17 protein-coding genes are annotated in these 17,732 nt (G+C 40.9%); 12 read left to right on the forward strand and 5 right to left on the reverse strand.

Going from position 1 to position 17,732, the window contains the following annotated elements; all coding sequences use genetic code 11:
* Position 1 precedes the first annotated feature (1 nt).
* Positions 2–973, reverse strand: a complete 972-nt coding sequence (locus tag V471_RS05485; protein WP_013990217.1) for a ribose-phosphate diphosphokinase — start codon at positions 971–973, stop codon at positions 2–4.
* A gap of 273 nt (positions 974–1,246) precedes the next feature.
* Complete coding sequence (locus V471_RS05490; RefSeq protein ID WP_037604672.1) at positions 1,247–1,822, reverse strand: CYTH domain-containing protein; 576 nt, start codon at positions 1,820–1,822, stop codon at positions 1,247–1,249.
* A gap of 95 nt (positions 1,823–1,917) precedes the next feature.
* Between V471_RS05490 and V471_RS05495 the strand changes: the two genes are divergently transcribed.
* The 9 genes from V471_RS05495 to V471_RS05535 all read left to right on the forward strand — a co-directional run bounded on the left by V471_RS05495 (position 1,918) and on the right by V471_RS05535 (position 12,467).
* Entirely contained in the window at positions 1,918–2,592 is a 675-nt protein-coding gene (locus V471_RS05495; RefSeq protein ID WP_045768515.1) for a GTP pyrophosphokinase, read from the forward strand.
* Positions 2,564–3,400, forward strand: coding sequence for an NAD kinase (locus tag V471_RS05500; protein WP_084871190.1), 837 nt, complete (start codon positions 2,564–2,566; stop codon positions 3,398–3,400). The genes V471_RS05495 and V471_RS05500 overlap by 29 nt, the downstream gene beginning before the upstream one ends.
* The gene (locus V471_RS05505; protein ID WP_084871191.1) at positions 3,397–4,293 is read left to right on the forward strand and encodes an RluA family pseudouridine synthase; all 897 of its coding nucleotides are present in this window, start codon (positions 3,397–3,399) and stop codon (positions 4,291–4,293) included. Before V471_RS05500 ends, V471_RS05505 begins: the two co-directional genes overlap by 4 nt.
* A gap of 13 nt (positions 4,294–4,306) precedes the next feature.
* A complete protein-coding gene (pta, locus tag V471_RS05510) occupies positions 4,307–5,290 on the forward strand; it encodes a phosphate acetyltransferase (RefSeq protein ID WP_084871192.1) in 984 nt (327 codons plus the stop codon).
* Between the two features lie 236 nt (positions 5,291–5,526).
* Positions 5,527–7,497, forward strand: coding sequence for a peptide ABC transporter substrate-binding protein (locus V471_RS05515; RefSeq protein ID WP_014632817.1), 1,971 nt, complete (start codon positions 5,527–5,529; stop codon positions 7,495–7,497).
* A 533-nt stretch (positions 7,498–8,030) separates the two neighbouring features.
* Positions 8,031–9,524, forward strand: a complete 1,494-nt coding sequence (locus V471_RS05520; protein WP_014632819.1) for an ABC transporter permease — start codon at positions 8,031–8,033, stop codon at positions 9,522–9,524.
* Entirely contained in the window at positions 9,524–10,450 is a 927-nt protein-coding gene (oppC, locus tag V471_RS05525; protein WP_002886846.1) for an oligopeptide ABC transporter permease OppC, read from the forward strand. Before V471_RS05520 ends, oppC begins: the two co-directional genes overlap by 1 nt.
* A 9-nt stretch (positions 10,451–10,459) precedes the next feature.
* Positions 10,460–11,545 carry an ABC transporter ATP-binding protein gene (locus V471_RS05530; protein WP_037601740.1) on the forward strand — a complete coding sequence of 362 codons (1,086 nt, stop codon included), beginning with the start codon at positions 10,460–10,462 and terminating at the stop codon, positions 11,543–11,545.
* Positions 11,538–12,467: an ATP-binding cassette domain-containing protein gene (locus tag V471_RS05535; protein ID WP_014634820.1), complete on the forward strand. Its 930-nt coding sequence runs from the start codon at positions 11,538–11,540 to the stop codon at positions 12,465–12,467. Before V471_RS05530 ends, V471_RS05535 begins: the two co-directional genes overlap by 8 nt.
* Before the next feature lie 49 nt (positions 12,468–12,516).
* Here V471_RS05535 and V471_RS05540 read toward each other — a convergent pair whose 3' ends face one another.
* Genes V471_RS05540 through V471_RS05550 form a run of 3 tightly spaced genes read right to left on the reverse strand, consistent with a single transcriptional unit; the run spans position 12,517 to position 14,394 of the window.
* Positions 12,517–13,302, reverse strand: coding sequence for a hypothetical protein (locus V471_RS05540; protein WP_041826692.1), 786 nt, complete (start codon positions 13,300–13,302; stop codon positions 12,517–12,519).
* Positions 13,303–13,313: 11 nt separating this feature from the next.
* Positions 13,314–14,012, reverse strand: a complete 699-nt coding sequence (locus V471_RS05545) for an ABC transporter ATP-binding protein (protein ID WP_084871193.1) — start codon at positions 14,010–14,012, stop codon at positions 13,314–13,316.
* A gap of 4 nt (positions 14,013–14,016) precedes the next feature.
* The gene (locus V471_RS05550; protein WP_002884206.1) at positions 14,017–14,394 is read right to left on the reverse strand and encodes a GntR family transcriptional regulator; all 378 of its coding nucleotides are present in this window, start codon (positions 14,392–14,394) and stop codon (positions 14,017–14,019) included.
* 181 nt (positions 14,395–14,575) lie between these two features.
* On the opposite strand from V471_RS05550, the gene V471_RS05555 reads away from it, so the two are divergent.
* Genes V471_RS05555 through ftsY form a run of 3 tightly spaced genes read left to right on the forward strand, consistent with a single transcriptional unit; the run spans position 14,576 to position 17,589 of the window.
* The gene (locus V471_RS05555; RefSeq protein WP_084871194.1) at positions 14,576–15,370 is read left to right on the forward strand and encodes an HAD-IIB family hydrolase; all 795 of its coding nucleotides are present in this window, start codon (positions 14,576–14,578) and stop codon (positions 15,368–15,370) included.
* Positions 15,363–16,181 carry a Cof-type HAD-IIB family hydrolase gene (locus V471_RS05560; RefSeq protein WP_070579768.1) on the forward strand — a complete coding sequence of 273 codons (819 nt, stop codon included), beginning with the start codon at positions 15,363–15,365 and terminating at the stop codon, positions 16,179–16,181. The genes V471_RS05555 and V471_RS05560 overlap by 8 nt, the downstream gene beginning before the upstream one ends.
* Before the next feature lie 10 nt (positions 16,182–16,191).
* On the forward strand, positions 16,192–17,589 hold the full coding sequence (ftsY, locus tag V471_RS05565) for a signal recognition particle-docking protein FtsY (protein ID WP_070579770.1): 1,398 nt from the start codon (positions 16,192–16,194) through the stop codon (positions 17,587–17,589).
* Positions 17,590–17,732 lie beyond the last annotated feature (143 nt).

Consider the following 17,732-nt stretch of genomic DNA (forward strand, 5'->3'; position numbering starts at 1 on the left):
CTTAGTCCTCGTGTGCTGTATATGCAAAGAGTGGACTAAGTGGTTGACGTTCGAAGATACGAGTAGTAGCGTTAGCGATTAGCTCACTTGCTGAAATGTATTTAACGTTTGTAGGCACTTTTTCTTTAGTCGCAACTGAATCTGTTACCAAGATTTCTTTGATTGGAGCAGCGTTGAGGACTTCGGCAGCACCTCCTGCAAAGAGACCGTGACTAGCAACTGCATAGATGTCTTTAACGCCACCACGTTCAAGGATTTTAGCTGCTTCAGCAAATGTTTTACCAGTATTAAGGATATCATCAACCAAAATTGCTGTTTTTCCTTCAACCTCACCGATGATGTAGCCTTCTTCGCGTTCTGAATCATCTTGAGCGTAGTCAATGATAGCGATTGGTGCATCAAGGTATTCCGCCAAGCTACGAGCACGTTTAACACCTGAGTTTTTAGGGCTAACAACGACAACATCACTTCCTGTGAATCCTTTTTCGTTGTAGTATTCAGCAAACAATGGCATTGTGAAGAGGTTATCTACTGGGATATCGAAGAAACCTTGAACTTGGACAGCGTGAAGGTCAAGTGTCAAGACACGATTGACACCAGCTTTAACCAGCATATTGGCAATCAATTTAGCAGTGATTGGTTCACGTGAAGCAGCGATACGGTCTTGACGTGCATAACCAAAGTAAGGCATAACCACGTTGACAGAGTTAGCACTGGCACGTTTGCAGGCATCAATCATGATGAGCAATTCCCAAAGGTGGTCGTTAACAGGGTTGCTTGTAGATTGGATGATATAAATATCGTCCCCACGAACAGACTCTTCAATGTTGATCATGATTTCACCGTCAGAAAATTGACGTGAAGATACTTTACCAAGTGGCAATCCAGTAGCCTCAGCAATTTTTTCAGCAATTTCTGGGTTTGAGCTGAGCGAGAACAATTTCAATTGTGGGTTTGCTTTTTGATGTACCATGACGATGGTGACTCCTTTAAAAAGATAAGATGCTAAGCCCAGTTAGGGCTATTGTAATAAAACTACAGATAGTTCTATTTTAGCAAAAAGAAGCAGAAATTTCAGCCATCAAAGTATGATATTGGTGAAAAATACCGAACCTTTGCTAGATAAAATTCCTTTGTATGCGTTTTTAGACCTCTGGAGGTCATTTATGAGATAAAATGCTTGTAGTATTTAACGCTGCATGTGTTTAAACATAAAAAGACAAGGAGCTAACTCCTTGTCTAACTTTTAGTCTTTGTCTCGTTTGAGGGTAGCTACAAAGCGTGCGACCTTACTCTTGGCATACTTAAAGTCAATATTATTTTCTTTAAGGAAAGCATCAAAGTCGTCTTTACCTTTTTCAGCATCTGAAACTTCTAGCTCAAGCTCGTAATCTTTCTTATCAGCATAGACATTGACATCGAGGGCCATGAGGCCGATGTTGGTCTGATACTCGCGACGGGTAGTGGTCAAATGCCCGAGGATGGTTAGGTCCTCAAGTTTAACCCCACGTTCCAGAAGAATGGATTTGATCTGACAATCAGGAAAGTCCAACGACTTAGTCAAAGCCTTAGCATCCGAACAATCCATGGTAACGTTGTACTCCATGTTTCCGACTTTTTCAGGGATCTTCAAGGTCAGCTCACCATGAGTGGGAAGCGTCCTGATACGCAAGGAGAGTTTTTTATTTCTCATGTCACTCTGAGGAGTGTCAATGTAGTAGTTGGTTTGCGTAACAGGTGTCACATGGGAGAAAAGCATCGCTAAACGATTGTACTCGTCTTTGGTGAGTAGAGTCTTGTACTCTATCTCTAAATGGTTCATGTGTGTCCTCCCTTGTGCTTTCAAATGTGGTATAATATAACAGATTGTATTTATTTTATAAAAAACTAAAGCTTTTGACAAGGAGGAGTCCTATCTTGACCATGGATTGGGAACAATTTTTAGACCCCTATATTCAGGCCGTAGGTGAGCTCAAAATCAAGCTCCGAGGCATTCGTAAACAATTTCGTAAGCAAAATCGTCACTCGCCTATTGAATTTGTGACGGGACGTGTGAAGTCAGTGGCTTCCATTGAGGAGAAAATCGCCCTTCGTGGCCTTTCGGTTGAAAATTTGGCTCAAGATATGCAGGATATTGCTGGTCTCCGAGTCATGGTCCAGTTTGTCGATGATGTGGATGAGGTTTTGGCTTTGCTGCGTCATCGTAGTGATATGACCATTGTTTCAGAGCGTGACTACATCAGAAACCGTAAACATTCGGGTTATCGCTCTTATCATGTTATTATCTCTTATCCCGTTGATACCATTGATGGTCGTAAGGAGATTCTTGCAGAGATTCAGATTAGGACTTTGGCCATGAACTTTTGGGCCACCATTGAACATTCCCTTAATTACAAGTATCAGGGGAACTTTCCAGAGGAAATTAAGCTTCGCTTGGAAAATACGGCCCGCATGGCCTATGAACTTGATGAAGAAATGCGTAAGATACGTGATGATATTAGAGATGCCCAGTTGCTCTTTGATCCAATTAACAGAACTTTGAAGGATAGTGTAGGAAATAGTGATGACACAGATGAAGACCTCTTCGGATGAGATGAAGGTAGCTATTATTGCCAATGGTAAACCCCAAAGTAGGCGTGTGGCCTCAAAACTTTTTAATGCCTTTCGAGATGATCCTGATTTTTATTTGACCAAGAAAAATCCAGATGTGGTCATCTCAATTGGTGGTGATGGCATGTTGCTATCGGCCTTTCATATGTATGAAAAAGAGCTTGCTCGTGTGCGTTTTGTAGGGATTCACACGGGTCACTTAGGCTTTTATACGGATTATTTGGACAGTGAAGTGGATCAATTAATCGAGACGCTGCGAAAAGACAGTGGTGCTAAGATTTCTTACCCTCTTTTGAATGTCAAATTGACCCTGGCTGATGGGCGTTCTTTTACGTCGATTGCCCTCAATGAAGCAGCCATCAAGCGTAATGAGAAAACCATGGCAGCAGATGTTTGTCTTAATGATGTCTTGTTTGAGAGTTTTCGTGGTGATGGACTGTCGGTGTCAACGCCTACAGGATCAACGGCCTACAATAAATCTTTGGGCGGTGCGGTCCTTCATCCTACCATTGAAGCCTTGCAACTGACTGAGATTGCCAGTCTTAATAATCGTGTGTATCGTACCCTAGGAAGTCCCCTTATTGTGCCCAAGCATGAGAAGATTACGGTTTATCCTACCCGAATGGGAAGCTACACTCTGTCCGTTGATAATAAAACCTATACTAACCGTAATGTGAAAAAGGTAGAATTCTCACTTGACCAACGTAAGATTTCCTTTGTGGCTAGTGCCAGTCATACCAGTTTCTGGGAACGTGTACGTGATTCCTTTATCGGAGACATGGAAGAATGAGATATGAGTTTACAGTTGGGCGTTCTTGCCGGGTTAAGACCTTTTTGAAGGAGCACGATATTTCTAAAGGTCTTCTAGCCAAGATTAAGTTCGAGGGCGGTCATATTTGGGTCAATGGTGAGGAGCAGTTTGCGACTTATCCTGTTCATGAAGGAGACGTGGTTGCCATTGAAATCCCTAATGAGGTACCGCACGAGACTTTGAAACCTATTCCTTTTGACTTGGATATTGTCTATGAGGATGATAACTTCTTGGTGATTAATAAACCTTATGGCTATGCCAGTATTCCAAGTGTTAATCATGACAATACCATGGCTAATTTCGTCAAACATCACTTCGTTAGCAACAATTATCCTAATCAGCGTGTGCATATTGTGACACGTCTGGATAAGGACACGTCTGGTCTTATGCTGTTTGCTAAGCATGGTTATGCCCACGCGCGTATGGATAAGCAGTTGCAGCAGAAGTCTATTAAGAAACATTACTATGCCTTGGTTGAAGGTGATACAAAACTTGAGGAGCAGGGCGAAATCATTGCACCGATTGCGCGTGATGTGGATTCTATTATTACACGTCGGGTACATAAATCAGGGAAATATGCCCATACGAGCTATCGCTTGGTAGCTGATTATGGTAGGGTGAAGTTGGTTGATATCAATCTTCATACCGGACGTACGCACCAGATTCGTGTGCACTTTGCACACTTAGGTTTGCCTCTTTTGGGAGACGACCTTTATGGCGGGTCCCTAGACTACAGTATTAAGCGCCAAGCCTTGCATTGTCATCGCCTTGCCTTTATTGATCCTTTCACCAAAAAAGAGATGGTCCATGCATCTTCCTTGACAGATGATTTTGAAACCGTTATCATGAACTTACAAACTAAAAAAGATTGATTGAGGATTTTTTATGCGTAGTCTATTTGGTGAACTTCGTGAACGTATTTTAGGGAAAGGTGTTAAGATTGTTTTTCCTGAGGGTAACGACGACCGTGTGGTTCGTGCTGCTGCCCGTTTGAAATTTGAAGGATTGGTGGATCCTATTATTTTGGGAGACCCAGTTGAGGTTCACAAAATCTTGAGCGATTTTGGCTTTGCAGACTTTAACTATACGATTATTAATCCTGAAGCCTATGAAGGTTTTGAGGAAATGAAGGAAAAATTTGTTGAGATCCGTAAAGGAAAAGCAACAGTCGAAGATGCAGAGAAATTGCTTCGTGATGTGAACTATTTCGGTGTTATGCTAGTTAAACTTGGTCTTGCTGATGGAATGGTTTCAGGTGCTATTCACTCAACAGCGGATACGGTGCGTCCTGCCCTTCAAATTATCAAAACAAAACCAGGCATTTCACGTACATCAGGTGTTTTCCTTATGAACCGTGAAAATACCGATCATCGTTTGGTGTTTGCCGACTGTGCCATCAACATTGAACCAAATGCTCAAGAATTGGCAGAAATTGCAATTAATACTGCTGAAACAGCTAAAGTTTTTGGTATTGATCCTAAAGTGGCCATGCTTAGCTTCTCAACTAAAGGTTCTGCGAAATCGCCAAAAGTTGACAGGGTTGTTCAAGCAACAAATATTGCTAAAGAAATGCGTCCTGACTTGGCTATTGATGGTGAGTTGCAGTTTGATGCAGCCTTTGTTCCAGCAACAGCTGCTATTAAGGCTCCAGATAGTAACGTAGCAGGACATGCCAATGTCTTTGTCTTCCCAGGTTTGCAAGCAGGTAACATTGGATATAAGATTGCCCAACGTTTGGGAATGTTCGAAGCTATCGGTCCAATCTTGCAAGGTCTTAATAAACCTGTTAACGACCTTTCACGTGGGGCTAGTGCTGAAGATATTTACAATTTGGCGATTATCACAGCTGCTCAAGCTCTTAATGGCTAATTTTAACTTAAAAACAGAGGTCTGACCAAGGTGTTAGACCTTTTTGTTTTATGCATGACGAGTGATTAAAAATAAATTGAATGAAGTGGCTAGAAATATAGGGAATACAAGGGACTATTGAGTTTGTCGTGTTTTATCATGTAAAATGCTTGTGCAAAATTGTCTGGCAACGACTGCTTTTCTTGATTATTTATGCTATAATGAAAGAGTAAAATTTTATTTTTTGGAGAAATCTTATGAAAAAAAGCAAATGGTTAGCCCTTGCGGGTGTGGCACTCCTCAGTGTAGGTGCCTTAGCGGCTTGTTCTTCTAAGTCAAGTACTAGTGGAACGACTTATAGCTATGTTTATCAGTCTGATCCTGAGACATTGGACTATGTTTCTACTAGTAAGGCAACGACAACGGATACTGTAACAAATGGTGTTGACGGTCTTCTTGGTTATGACAAATATGGTAATTTGATTCCATCTGTTGCTAAAGATTGGACAGTCTCTGCTGATGGTTTGACCTATACATATAAGATTCGTAAGGGTGTTAAGTGGTACACCTCTGATGGAGAAGAGTACGCTGACGTTACTGCCAAGGACTTCGTGACTGGTCTTAAGCATGCAGCAGATAAAAAGTCAGAGGGGATATATTTAGCAAAGGATTCAGTTGTCGGTTTATCAGACTACCTATCTGGTGCTAATAAAGATTTCTCAAAGGTTGGTGTTAAGGCACTAGATGATTACACATTACAATACACATTAAAACAGGCGGAGCCATACTGGAATTCCAAGGTAACTTATTCGCTATTTTGGCCAATCAATGAAGATTTTCTTAAGTCTAAAGGGAATGGCTTTGGAAAGTCAACGGATCCATCATCAATTCTTTATAACGGTCCTTTTATCTTGAAATCTCTAACGGCTAAATCGTCTATTGAGTTAACTAAAAACGAACATTATTGGGATAAGAAAAATGTTCACTTTGATAATGTTAAATTATCTTATTATGATGGTTCTGATCAAGAATCATTAGAACGTAACTTTACAGATGGTGTTTATAGTAAGGCGCGTGTCTTCCCAACGAGTTCTAATTATTCTTCTGTTGAAAAGGAATATAAAAATGATATTTTCTACACACAACCTGGACCAGAAATTCAGGGTATTGGGGTAAATATTGATCGTCAAAGTTACAAACATACTGCTAAAAAAACAGATATTGAGAAAGAATCAACTAAAAAGGCCCTTCTTAACAAGGATTTCCGTCAGTCTGTTAACTTTTCTATTGACCGCACTGCTTACTCAGCTCAAATTAATGGTAAAGCTGGTGCTGCTCAAGCAATTCGTAATATCTTTGTCAAACCAGAATTTGTATATGCAGGTGATAAATCATTTGGAGAATTAGTGTCTGAGAAATTACCTTCTTATGGTAGCGAATGGTCAGGTATTAATGTAGCCGATGGACAGGATGGTATTTATAATACTAACAAGGCTAAAGAAAAGTTTGAGAAAGCTAAGGCAGCTCTTCAAGCAGAAGGAGTTCAATTTCCTATCCATTTAGATTTTCCAGTTGATGAATCAGCGAAAACTGCTGTTGCACGTGCACAATCAGTGAAACAAACTGTTGAAGAAGCTCTAGGTAAAGAAAATGTTGTTATTGATATTAATCAAATGTCTTCTGATGATTTGAATAATATTACATATTATGCTTCAAATGCTGCCGCAGAGGATTGGGATATTTCAAATGGGGTAGCTTGGGGACCAGATTACGAAGATCCATCTACTTATCTGGATATTTTTAAGACAACAGCAAGTGAGAACACTAAGACATTTATGGGATTTGATGATCCAAATAGTGCTGCTGCTGCTAAAGTTGGTCTAAAAGATTACGATACTTTGGTTGATGCTGCTTCAAAAGAAACAAACGACTTGAATCTTCGTTATGAACGATATGCAGATGCTCAAGCATGGTTGACAGATAGTTCTCTATTTATGCCAACGATGGTAAATAGTGGTGCTGCCCCTATGATTTCTCGTATGGTTCCATTCTCGGGGGCTTACTCACAAATTGGAAATAAAGGAGTAGATACTTACTTCAAGTATCTCAAGCCACAAAAAGATGTTGTTACTAAAAAAGATTATGATTCAGCTCGTGAAAAATGGCTTAAAGAGAAGAAAGTGTCTAACGACAAGGCTCAAAAAGATCTTGCGAAACACGTTAAATAATGCAATGGAAAGAGGCGTAAGCCTTTTTCTTTTGTCAAAAATAGGTCAAAATTCCTCAGAAAGTATCTAGCAATTGTAAGAAAGAAAGTATAAGACAAAACATTCTGAAAATTGCTGTTATTTCGATTTTTATGGTATAATAATGACATAACTATGATTTTTTGGAGAGTGCTTATGAAAAAAAGAAGATAGTGCGTTACGAATGCTAAACAGAAAGACAAGCAAGGTTGTGGGGAGGTCATCCTCAGGCTACTTTGGTTAATCAGAGAGCCCTACCAACGCATGCTTGATTGACAACAGACTCAGGTGATTACTCAAGTAGGAGTTGAGGGTTCTGACAGATGCTCACGCATTTTGAACCTAAAAAAGCTGTTGTCATAAGAAAAATGATGATAAAGCCCGTGAAAACTGGTTTAAAGAAAAGTCTAAGTCCAACGAACACGCTCAAAAAATCATGAGAATGACGTTAAATAAAGGACGATTGAACTTTCTCATTTGATTGGGAAAGTTCTTTTGGAGTTAAAGGAAGAGACATGAAAAAATACATTTTATTGAGAACCCTTCGTTCTCTATTGTCAATATTTGTCGTGACGGCCTTGACCTACACCATTATTTATACCATGGTGCCGAGGCGTCTGATTTTCAGACAGGACCCTAACTACAACAAGATTGCAAAGACAGCCGATTCGAAGGCAAACTATGAAAATACAATCTATGAGCGAATGGGTTATATTGATTACTATGACACCAAGGAGTTGCAGGAAAAAGCTAGCTCCCTTGATAAGTCAGTAACCACTAAGCCAACAAAAGAAAATAAAGCTATTTACCAAAAATATGTGGATAGTTTAGGACATGGCTGGCGTTTGCATCAATTCAAGGAAAGTAAGCAATTCTATGCGACACGTGATGTGCCTGTACTTGAACGTGTGTTTGGCTTCTATAAGCACCTCTTTGAATTTGACAATACGGGATGGGTGAAAGATAAAACAAATCCAAACTTGAAACGATACATTCGAATTGAAAATGATCCAGCTATTGGTTGGTCAGTGGTTGGTTCAGGGACTAAGCATAAATATCTGCTTTACTTTAACGGTCAGTTCCCATTTGTTCACCAAAACTTCGTGAAGATGAACCTTGGTACATCTTACCCAACTTATGCTGAGCAAGGTGTTCTTGATGTTATTACGCAAGGTCAAGGGCAAACACAAAGCTCTGAGGTCAACTTCCCTACTGGTAAGAAGATATCTTCAGTAGATATCTACTCTCGTACTTATAAATCACCAAGTCAGGCTGATGCGAGAGATCGTTCTTACTATGGAAATGACCCATACACAGCTACCAAGAGTCGCTACCAATACCCATCAATGGTGACAAGTTCTGCCATTGCAGGTTTGATTGGTTTGGTCTTGTCTTATGCTTTGGCAATTCCATTGGGATCATACATGGCACGCTTTAAAAACACGCTCTTTGATAGTGTATCAACAGGTGTCTTGACTTTCTTGCTTTCACTACCAACCATCGCCTTGGTTTATATCATTCGTTTGATTGGTTCTGAGATTGGTCTTCCAGATTCCTTCCCTATCTTGGGTGCAGGTGACTGGCGTTCATACGTCTTGCCATCTGTTATTCTCGGTCTCTTGTCAACACCAGGTCTTGCGATTTGGATTCGTCGTTACATGATTGACTTGCAATCACAAGACTTCGTTCGTTTTGCACGTGCCAAAGGGTTGTCAGAACAAGAAATTTCGAATAAACACATTTTCAAAAATGCTATGGTTTCCTTGGTTTCAGGAATCCCAGCATCTATCGTTAGTGTTATTACAGGGGCAACTTTGACAGAAACAATCTTCGCCTTCCCTGGTATGGGTAAAATGTTGATCGACTCTGTTCGTGCTTCAAATAACGCTATGGTTGTGGGTCTTGTATTTATTTTCACAGCTCTCACCATCTTCTCATTGCTTGTGGGTGATATCCTTATGACTATAATTGACCCACGTATCAAATTGACATCTAAAGGAGGTAAATAATGGCTTCAATTGATAAAAGTAAGTTCCAATTTGTAAAGCGCGATGATTTTGCCTCTGAAACAATTGATGCACCAGCTTATTCTTACTGGAAATCAGTGATGCGTCAATTCTTTAAAAAGAAATCAACAGTAGTAATGTTGGGGATCTTGATTGCCATCGTTTTGATGAGTTTCATCTATCCAATGTTCTCTAAATTTGACTTCAATGATGTCTCAAAAGTAAATGATTTCAGTTTGCGTTATGTACATCCAAATGCTCAATACTGGTTCGGTACTGACAGTAATGGTAAGTCCCTCTTTGATAGTGTTTGGTTTGGAGCTCGTAATTCTATCCTTATTGCTGTTATCGCTACCTTCCTTAACGTTGTTATTGGTTTGCTTGTAGGTGCTGTTTGGGGGATTTCTAAGACCTTCGATATGATTATGATGGAAATCTACAACATCATCTCAAATATTCCTGCCCTCCTTGTAGTTATCGTCTTGACTTACTCATTGGGTGCTGGTTTTTGGAATATGATCTTTGCCATGACTGTCACAGGTTGGATTGGTATTGCCTATACCATTCGTATTCAAATCATGCGTTATCGTGATTTGGAGTACAACTTGGCTTCTCGTACACTGGGAACGCCAACTGCTAAGATTGTGGTTAAAAACATCATGCCGCAACTTGTGTCAGTTATCGTGACTATGGCTAGTCAGCTTTTGCCAGGATTTATCTCTTACGAAGCCTTCCTTTCATACTTTGGTTTGGGGCTTCCCGTTACGACGCCTAGTCTTGGTCGTTTGATTTCAGACTATGCACAGAACGTTACAGTCAATGCTTATCTCTTCTGGATTCCATTGACTACCTTGATCCTCGTTTCCCTTGCTCTCTTTATTGTCGGTCAAAACTTGGCGGATGCCAGCGACCCACGTACGCATAGATAGGAGTCCAATATGACAGAAAATAAAAATGTAATATTATCGGCTCGCGATATCGTCGTGGAATTTGACGTTCGTGACCGTGTTTTGACAGCTATTCGAGGAGTTTCCCTTGATTTGGTTGAAGGTGAAGTTTTAGCCTTGGTTGGTGAGTCTGGTTCAGGTAAATCAGTTTTGACCAAGACCTTCACAGGGATGCTTGAAGAAAATGGTCGTGTCGCTAGTGGTTCTATTGATTATCGTGGCCAAGATTTGACCAAGCTTAAGAGTCACCAAGATTGGGCAGCAATTCGTGGAGCTAAGATTGCAACTATCTTCCAAGATCCTATGACCAGTCTTGACCCAATTAAGACTATCGGTAGCCAAATTGTTGAAGTCATTGTCAAACACCAAGGAAAATCAGCCAAAGAAGCTAAAAAAATGGCCATTGATTACATGGACAAGGTTGGTATTCCTGATGCTGAAAAACGTTTCAACGAATATCCTTTCCAATACTCTGGTGGGATGCGTCAACGTATCGTCATTGCCATTGCCTTGGCTTGTCGTCCTGATGTCCTTATCTGTGACGAGCCAACAACTGCCCTTGATGTGACCATTCAAGCTCAAATCATTGACCTTTTGAAATCACTCAAAGAGGAGTATGGTTTCTCAGTGATTTTCATTACCCATGACCTTGGTGTGGTAGCAAGTATCGCTGACAAGGTTGCTGTTATGTATGCTGGTGAAATCATCGAGTACGCAACGGTTGAGGAAATTTTCTATGAGCCTTGTCACCCATACACTTGGAGCTTGCTTTCAAGCTTGCCACAGTTGGCTGACGATAAGGGTGAGCTTTTCTCTATTCCAGGGACACCACCATCACTTTATACACCAGTTGTTGGAGATGCCTTTGCCTTGCGTTCAGACTATGCCATGCAAATTGACTTCGAGGAAAAAGCACCACAATTCCAAGTTTCAGATACTCACTGGGCTAAGACCTGGCTCTTACATGAGGATGCACCAAAAGTTGAAAAACCTGAGGTTATCCAAAATCTACATGAAAAAATCCGTACTAATATGGGATTTGCACATTTAGGAGATGAGGAGGAAGGCAATGCCTGAGAAGTTAGTTGAAGTAAAAGATGTGGAGATTTCCTTCGGTGAAGGAAGCAAGAAATTCGTTGCTGTCCACAATGCTAATTTTTTCATCAACAAGGGTGAAACCTTTTCCCTCGTTGGTGAGTCTGGTAGTGGTAAAACTACTATCGGTCGTGCCATTATTGGTCTGAATGATACAAGTAATGGTGAGATTATTTTTGACGGTAAGAAAATCAATGGGCACTTATCTCACTCTGAGAAAAACGACCTTATCCGTCGTATTCAGATGATTTTCCAAGACCCTGCGGCTAGTTTGAATGAACGTGCAACAGTTGATTATATCTTGTCTGAGGGCTTGCATAACTTCCATCTCTATAAGGATGAGGAAGATCGTAAAGCTAAAATCAAGGAAATCATCAAAGAAGTGGGACTTCTTGAGGAGCACTTGACACGTTACCCTCACGAATTTTCTGGGGGACAACGTCAACGTATCGGTATTGCGCGTTCCTTGGTTATGCAACCTGACTTGGTCATCGCTGACGAACCAATCTCAGCCCTTGACGTGTCAGTTCGTGCCCAAATTTTGAACCTGCTTAAGAAATTCCAAAAAGAGTTGGGATTGACCTACCTCTTTATCGCTCACGACTTGTCAGTGGTCCGTTTCATTTCTGACCGTATCGCTGTTATCTACAAGGGGACAATCGTGGAAGTTGCTGAGACAGAAGAACTCTACAACAATCCTATCCACCCTTACACCAAGTCACTCTTGTCTGCTGTTCCTATTCCAGATCCGATCTTGGAACGTAAGAAAGTCTTGAAGGTTTATGATCCAAACCAACACGACTATTCTGTTGATAAACCAGAAATGGTTGAAGTACGTCCAGGACACTTCGTTTGGGGTAACAAAGCCGAAATTGAGACTTATCGTAAAGAACAAAGTAAATAAGTCTTTTAAATGCAAAAAAATCGTGTTCCAAAAGGAACACGGTTTTTCTTTAGTCCAGATTTAAGCGTTTGGTCATGATATAGTAGGTACCAAAGTAACTTGCTGCGATGAGAATGAGAGACTGAACTAGACTAATGATATATGACGAGTTATTGATTGCAGTATATGTTGCATCTCCGGTCAAGGCTGCACCGAGTCCAAAGAAGAAACCAATAAAGAATAGGATAGCCTGAATGGCGAAAAAGGCGACAAATCCCATAAGAACTTTGTTAGTGTTGAAGAGGTTTCCGATACTAATACAGAGGTAATAGAAAAGAATACCAGCAATCATTGACAAGATTGTAGAAGGGATGAAGAGGTAGAAAGCGCCTATCTCTTTTAGGATCTGGCCAAAGTAGCTGGTAGCTAGGAGGATATCTTTCATATCAAGGCAGAAAGCAGCTATAATTCCAATCGAAAGGAGTATAACGAGTGATGAAATGATATCTAAAATAAAGGCTACCAAGAGTTTCGATAAGATTAATTGGTGAGCAGAAACTGGGAGTGTATTGGTTAGATAGCCTTCTCTCCCAAAGACAGTTTTTGCAAAGCGTCTGACAATGAGGACTATTGTTGCTATGTAAATGGCTCCCCATACAATAATGGTAGCAAAAACCATCAGTGTGAAGAAAGCAAAAAAGAGTAGACTAGGTTCTTGGTGGCTCTGTTCAGTTACAAAAATAAATTTTTGAAGCATTAAACCCAAGGGGATTGAGAGTAGGATGGCAATACCATAGATGCCGAGATACCATTTACGGATCGATTGTAATTCATACTTAACTAATTTCCAAAACATGCTCATACCTCCTAGTTGTGGAACACCTCTCTAAAGAGTTTGTCGATAGATTTGCCATGGGCTTGACGGATATTATCAGCATCACCCTGAAGTTCAATCTGACCGTATTTTAGGAAGACAACTTCATCTAGAACAGATTCAATGTCTGCAATCAAATGAGTTGAAATGATCACAGAAGCATCTTCAGAGTATTGGTTGATGATGGTTTTAAGGATGTAGTCACGTGACGCGGGATCGACCCCACCGATAGGTTCATCAAGGAGATAGAGTTTAGCTTCACGACTCATAACCAAAATCAACTGAACTTTTTCTTTGTTTCCTTTTGAAAGGTCTTTAAGGCGCAAATCAGGCTGGAGCTTTAAATCCTGCAAGAGTTGCAAGGCAAGAGGATAGCGGAAGTCAGCATAGAAATCTTGGAAGAAGTCCAAGTAGTATTGGATAGTTTTACTTTCATCTAAATAAGTTGTATCAGGTAGATATGCCACTTGAGCTTTGGTGATAGGTGATGGCTGAAATCCATTAATAGTTACTAAACCAGAAGTTGGTTGAAGGAGGCCATTCAAAATCTTGATGAGAGTTGTTTTACCACTACCGTTTGGTCCTAAGAGACCAATGATTTTACCAGACGGGATGGCCATGGTTACATCTCTAAGGGCTGGAATACCATTATAGGTCTTGGTGAGATTTGTTAGAGTTACAATATCAGTCATCGGTCTATAAGTCCTTTCCTGTTTGTTCGATGTAGTCAGTAATGATGGCTTTGATTTCAGGTGAGCTAAAACCAATGGCTGCCATCTCAGTGACAAAGTTTTTCATGAGACTTTGGGCAATCTCATGTCGTTTTTGATCAATAAGTTTTTCATCTTCAGTAACAAAGCGACCAGAGGTACGGGCAGAATAGACCAGCCCCTCTTTTTCAAGTTCTTGGAAGGCTCTTTGTACGGTGTTGGGATTTACCCCGGCTTCCTGAGCAAATTCCCTTACAGGTAGGAGTTGTTGTCCCATACTCAATTCCTTGGAAGCTATCTTCAGCTTGACGCGATAGGCGATTTGGAGATAGATTGGCGATTTTTCATCAAATGTCCAAGCCATAAGAGACTCCTTTCTAAAAGTATAATAGTATTATTCTTGTACTACCGTAATGATACAACTAAAATGATGAATTTGCAAGTAAAATACCATATTTTCTCTAATTTCTTTGGCTTTTCCCAAACTTATATTCCTATTTTTGGTACAATAGGGGCAAGTATATTCGACCTGAAGGGAGATTATTTTGAAAATTTTAGCAACAGATATGGATGGTACCTTTCTAGACCATCTTGGTGCCTATGACAAAGCACGTTTGGATAACCTTTTGGATGCTTGTGAAGCTAAAGATTATGTTTTTACCGTAGCTTCTGGGCGAGCCCTCTTGGCCTTGGAGGAGCTTTTTGATGGGTTTGTGGACCGTATTGCGATTATTGCGGAAAATGGGGCCTTGGTTCAGTACAAGGGTGAGGTCTTGTTCGAGTCCAAGCTAGAACCTAAGGATTATTTGCAAATTGCAGATACAACTTTATCCCTGCCAACTTGCGAGGGGATTCTCTTGTCAGGCCGTCGAGGTGCCTATGCACCAAACGATGCAGACCCAGCCTATCTTAAGGCCATGGAACGTTACTATGAAAATGTCATGGCAACGGATCTTGAAGCGGTCACAGATGATATTTTCAAGGTAACTGCTAAGTTTCAAGGAGATACCATCATGGAACGTGGTAACTACCTCAACACGATTTTTGAGGATATGACTGCTGTGACAACTGGCTTTGATTCCATGGATATCATCCTTAAAGGTGTGGACAAGGGCTTTGGTCTCTACCATCTTTGTCAAGAGTTGGGGAGACAGGCTTCAGATGTTGTAGCCTTTGGTGATAATCTCAATGATATGGAGATGCTGACCTTCGCGGGTCGTGCGGTTGCTACGGAAAATGCGCGTGATGAGATTAAGGCAGTGGCAGATGAGGTGATTGGCCACCATAAAGATGGTGCAGTCTTTGACTACATGGAAGGATTGGTGGGCTCAGATGTCTGAGATTAAATTACTAGCCTTGGACCTAGATGGGACCCTCTTTACTAAGGATAAGCAAGTAACAGCTGAAAATAGAGCTGCTTTGAAGGCGGCAGAAGCTAAGGGAGTTCATGTGGTCATTACGACTGGTCGTCCTCTGCCAGCTATTACTCATATCTTGGAAGATTTGGGCTTGTTGGATGATAAGCACTATAGTGTGACCTTCAATGGTGGCTTAGTTCAGCGTAATAATGGGGATATCCTCATAAAGAAAGAAATGAGTCGAGAAGATTTAAAGCAGATTTATGCTGTCTTTGAACCTCTAGGGCTTCCTATGGATGTTATCAGTGATGGCATTGTCTATGGTGTGTCAAGTAAAGGCAATCATTCTCTCTATCGTCAGGCTAATCCTACCTTGACCTTCGTTGATGTGGAGAGTATTGATGACATTCCTGAAAATATCGTCTATAATAAGGTAGTTACGGTCTGTGAGGAAGCATTTTTGGATGGCCAAATTCAAAAACTACCTAAACAGCTATACCAGAATTTTGAAGTTTTTAAGTCTCGTGAAATTATCCTTGAGGTTATGCCCAAAGGGGTTCATAAAGCTGTAGGCTTGAAACTTTTGTCTGATTATCTTGCCCTTGATAAAAGTCAGGTTATGGCTATGGGAGATGAGGAAAATGACTTGACCATGTTGGAGTGGGCTGGTCTAGGTGTGGCTATGGCAAATGCTGTTCCTAAGGTTAAGGCTGTTGCCAAGGCAGTAACGACAAAAACTAATGAGGAATCTGGAGTGGCTGAGGCCATCCACAAATATATTCTAGAGAAATAAGGAGAACCAAATGGGTCTATTTGATCGATTATTTGGACAAGAGGAAAACCAGTCACAGGAGACTGTAGCAAATCAGGAAATTTCAGAAACTGAGTCTCTTGATAATCAAGACTTGTCATCAAGTGAAGGGACAAGCCAAAGTCAAACAGAACAGCTCAGTGAGTCAGAGACTCAAGTAGAAGAGATTTCGTCTACAGAATCTGCTGAAGAAAGCGAATCTACAGTGACAGAAGAAAGTGAAGTAGCGTCTGATGAGGACCTATCTGTTGATGATCAGGCCTCAAGCGAAGCAGAGGGCGTATCAGAGTCAGAAGAAAGCCAAGTCGCTGTGGATAACCACTTCGCGGATGTCATGGCTGATTACTATGCTAAAAAGGCTCAGGTAGCTGCTGCTGCAGAAAAAGGTGAAACGGTTACTTTTGAGGCTGTTCAAACCCGTAAAGTTGAGGAAAAACCTGAAGAAGTTCAGGCTTCAAAAACTGAAACAGAACAAGAGAAATACAATCGTACCCTTAAGAAGACGCGTACAGGTTTTGCTGCCCGCTTGAATGAATTCTTTGCGAATTTCCGTCGTGTTGATGAGGAGTTCTTCGAAGAATTGGAAGAAATGCTGATTCTTTCCGATGTAGGTGTTAATGTTGCCACGCAATTAACGGAAGACTTGCGCTATGAAGCCCGCCTCGAAAATGTCAAAAAGACTGAAGATTTGCAACGCTTGATTATCGAAAAACTTGTGGATATCTACGAGAAGGATGATGTCTACAAGGAGCAGATTAATTTCCAAGATGGTTTGACAGTCATGCTTTTCGTTGGTGTCAACGGGGTTGGTAAGACAACGTCTATCGGTAAGTTGGCGCATAAATACAAACAAGAAGGCAAAAAAGTTATGTTGGTAGCTGCTGATACCTTCCGTGCGGGAGCTGTCGCTCAGTTGGTTGAGTGGGGGCGTCGTGTTGATGTGCCAGTAGTGACTGGTGCTGAGAAGGCTGACCCAGCTTCAGTGGTCTTTGACGGTATGGAAAAGGCCCTTGCTGAAGGAGTTGATGTCCTTATGATTGATACTGCGGGTCGTTTGCAAAATAAAGACAATCTTATGGCAGAGCTTGAAAAGATTGGTCGTATTATCAAACGTGTGGTTCCAGAAGCACCTCATGAAACCCTCTTGGCCTTGGATGCCTCAACAGGTCAAAATGCGCTTAGTCAGGCCAAGGAATTTTCAAAAATCACACCTCTTACAGGCCTTGTCTTGACTAAGTTGGATGGTAGTGCCAAGGGTGGTGTGGTTCTGGCCATTCGTCAAGAGTTGGATATTCCAGTTAAATTAATTGGTTTTGGTGAGAAAATTGATGATATTGGTGAGTTCCATTCAGAAGAATTCATGCAAGGTCTCCTGACTGGTTTGGTTTAAAAGAGTATTTAAAAAGAGTGAGTACTGGGAAAAGGAATTCACTCTTTTTAATGGTGTCCTCACCTTGAAAAAAGTCACTTTTATTGGTAAAATAGTAAGGAAAAACGCATGCTCTGAAAAGTGAGCTGTAACTTAATCACTGA

The sequence above is a fragment of the Streptococcus salivarius genome (assembly GCF_002094975.1).
Taxonomy (GTDB): Bacteria; Bacillota; Bacilli; order Lactobacillales; family Streptococcaceae; genus Streptococcus; species Streptococcus salivarius_D.

Bases quoted from the DNA above. Each gene is read 5' to 3' on its own strand.
- V471_RS05530 (WP_037601740.1), top strand. From the start codon at position 10,460: ATGACAGAAAATAAAAATGTAATATTATCGGCTCGCGATATCGTCGTG.
- V471_RS05535 (WP_014634820.1), top strand. From the start codon at position 11,538: ATGCCTGAGAAGTTAGTTGAAGTAAAAGATGTGGAGATTTCCTTCGGT.
- V471_RS05545 (WP_084871193.1), bottom strand. From the start codon at position 14,012: ATGACTGATATTGTAACTCTAACAAATCTCACCAAGACCTATAATGGT.
- V471_RS05500 (WP_084871190.1), top strand. From the start codon at position 2,564: ATGACACAGATGAAGACCTCTTCGGATGAGATGAAGGTAGCTATTATT.
- V471_RS05515 (WP_014632817.1), top strand. From the start codon at position 5,527: ATGAAAAAAAGCAAATGGTTAGCCCTTGCGGGTGTGGCACTCCTCAGT.
- V471_RS05550 (WP_002884206.1), bottom strand. From the start codon at position 14,394: ATGGCTTGGACATTTGATGAAAAATCGCCAATCTATCTCCAAATCGCC.
- V471_RS05485 (WP_013990217.1), bottom strand. From the start codon at position 973: ATGGTACATCAAAAAGCAAACCCACAATTGAAATTGTTCTCGCTCAGC.
- V471_RS05560 (WP_070579768.1), top strand. From the start codon at position 15,363: ATGTCTGAGATTAAATTACTAGCCTTGGACCTAGATGGGACCCTCTTT.
- V471_RS05505 (WP_084871191.1), top strand. From the start codon at position 3,397: ATGAGATATGAGTTTACAGTTGGGCGTTCTTGCCGGGTTAAGACCTTT.
- oppC (WP_002886846.1), top strand. From the start codon at position 9,524: ATGGCTTCAATTGATAAAAGTAAGTTCCAATTTGTAAAGCGCGATGAT.
- ftsY (WP_070579770.1), top strand. From the start codon at position 16,192: ATGGGTCTATTTGATCGATTATTTGGACAAGAGGAAAACCAGTCACAG.
- V471_RS05520 (WP_014632819.1), top strand. From the start codon at position 8,031: ATGAAAAAATACATTTTATTGAGAACCCTTCGTTCTCTATTGTCAATA.
- pta (WP_084871192.1), top strand. From the start codon at position 4,307: ATGCGTAGTCTATTTGGTGAACTTCGTGAACGTATTTTAGGGAAAGGT.
- V471_RS05490 (WP_037604672.1), bottom strand. From the start codon at position 1,822: ATGAACCATTTAGAGATAGAGTACAAGACTCTACTCACCAAAGACGAG.
- V471_RS05540 (WP_041826692.1), bottom strand. From the start codon at position 13,302: ATGTTTTGGAAATTAGTTAAGTATGAATTACAATCGATCCGTAAATGG.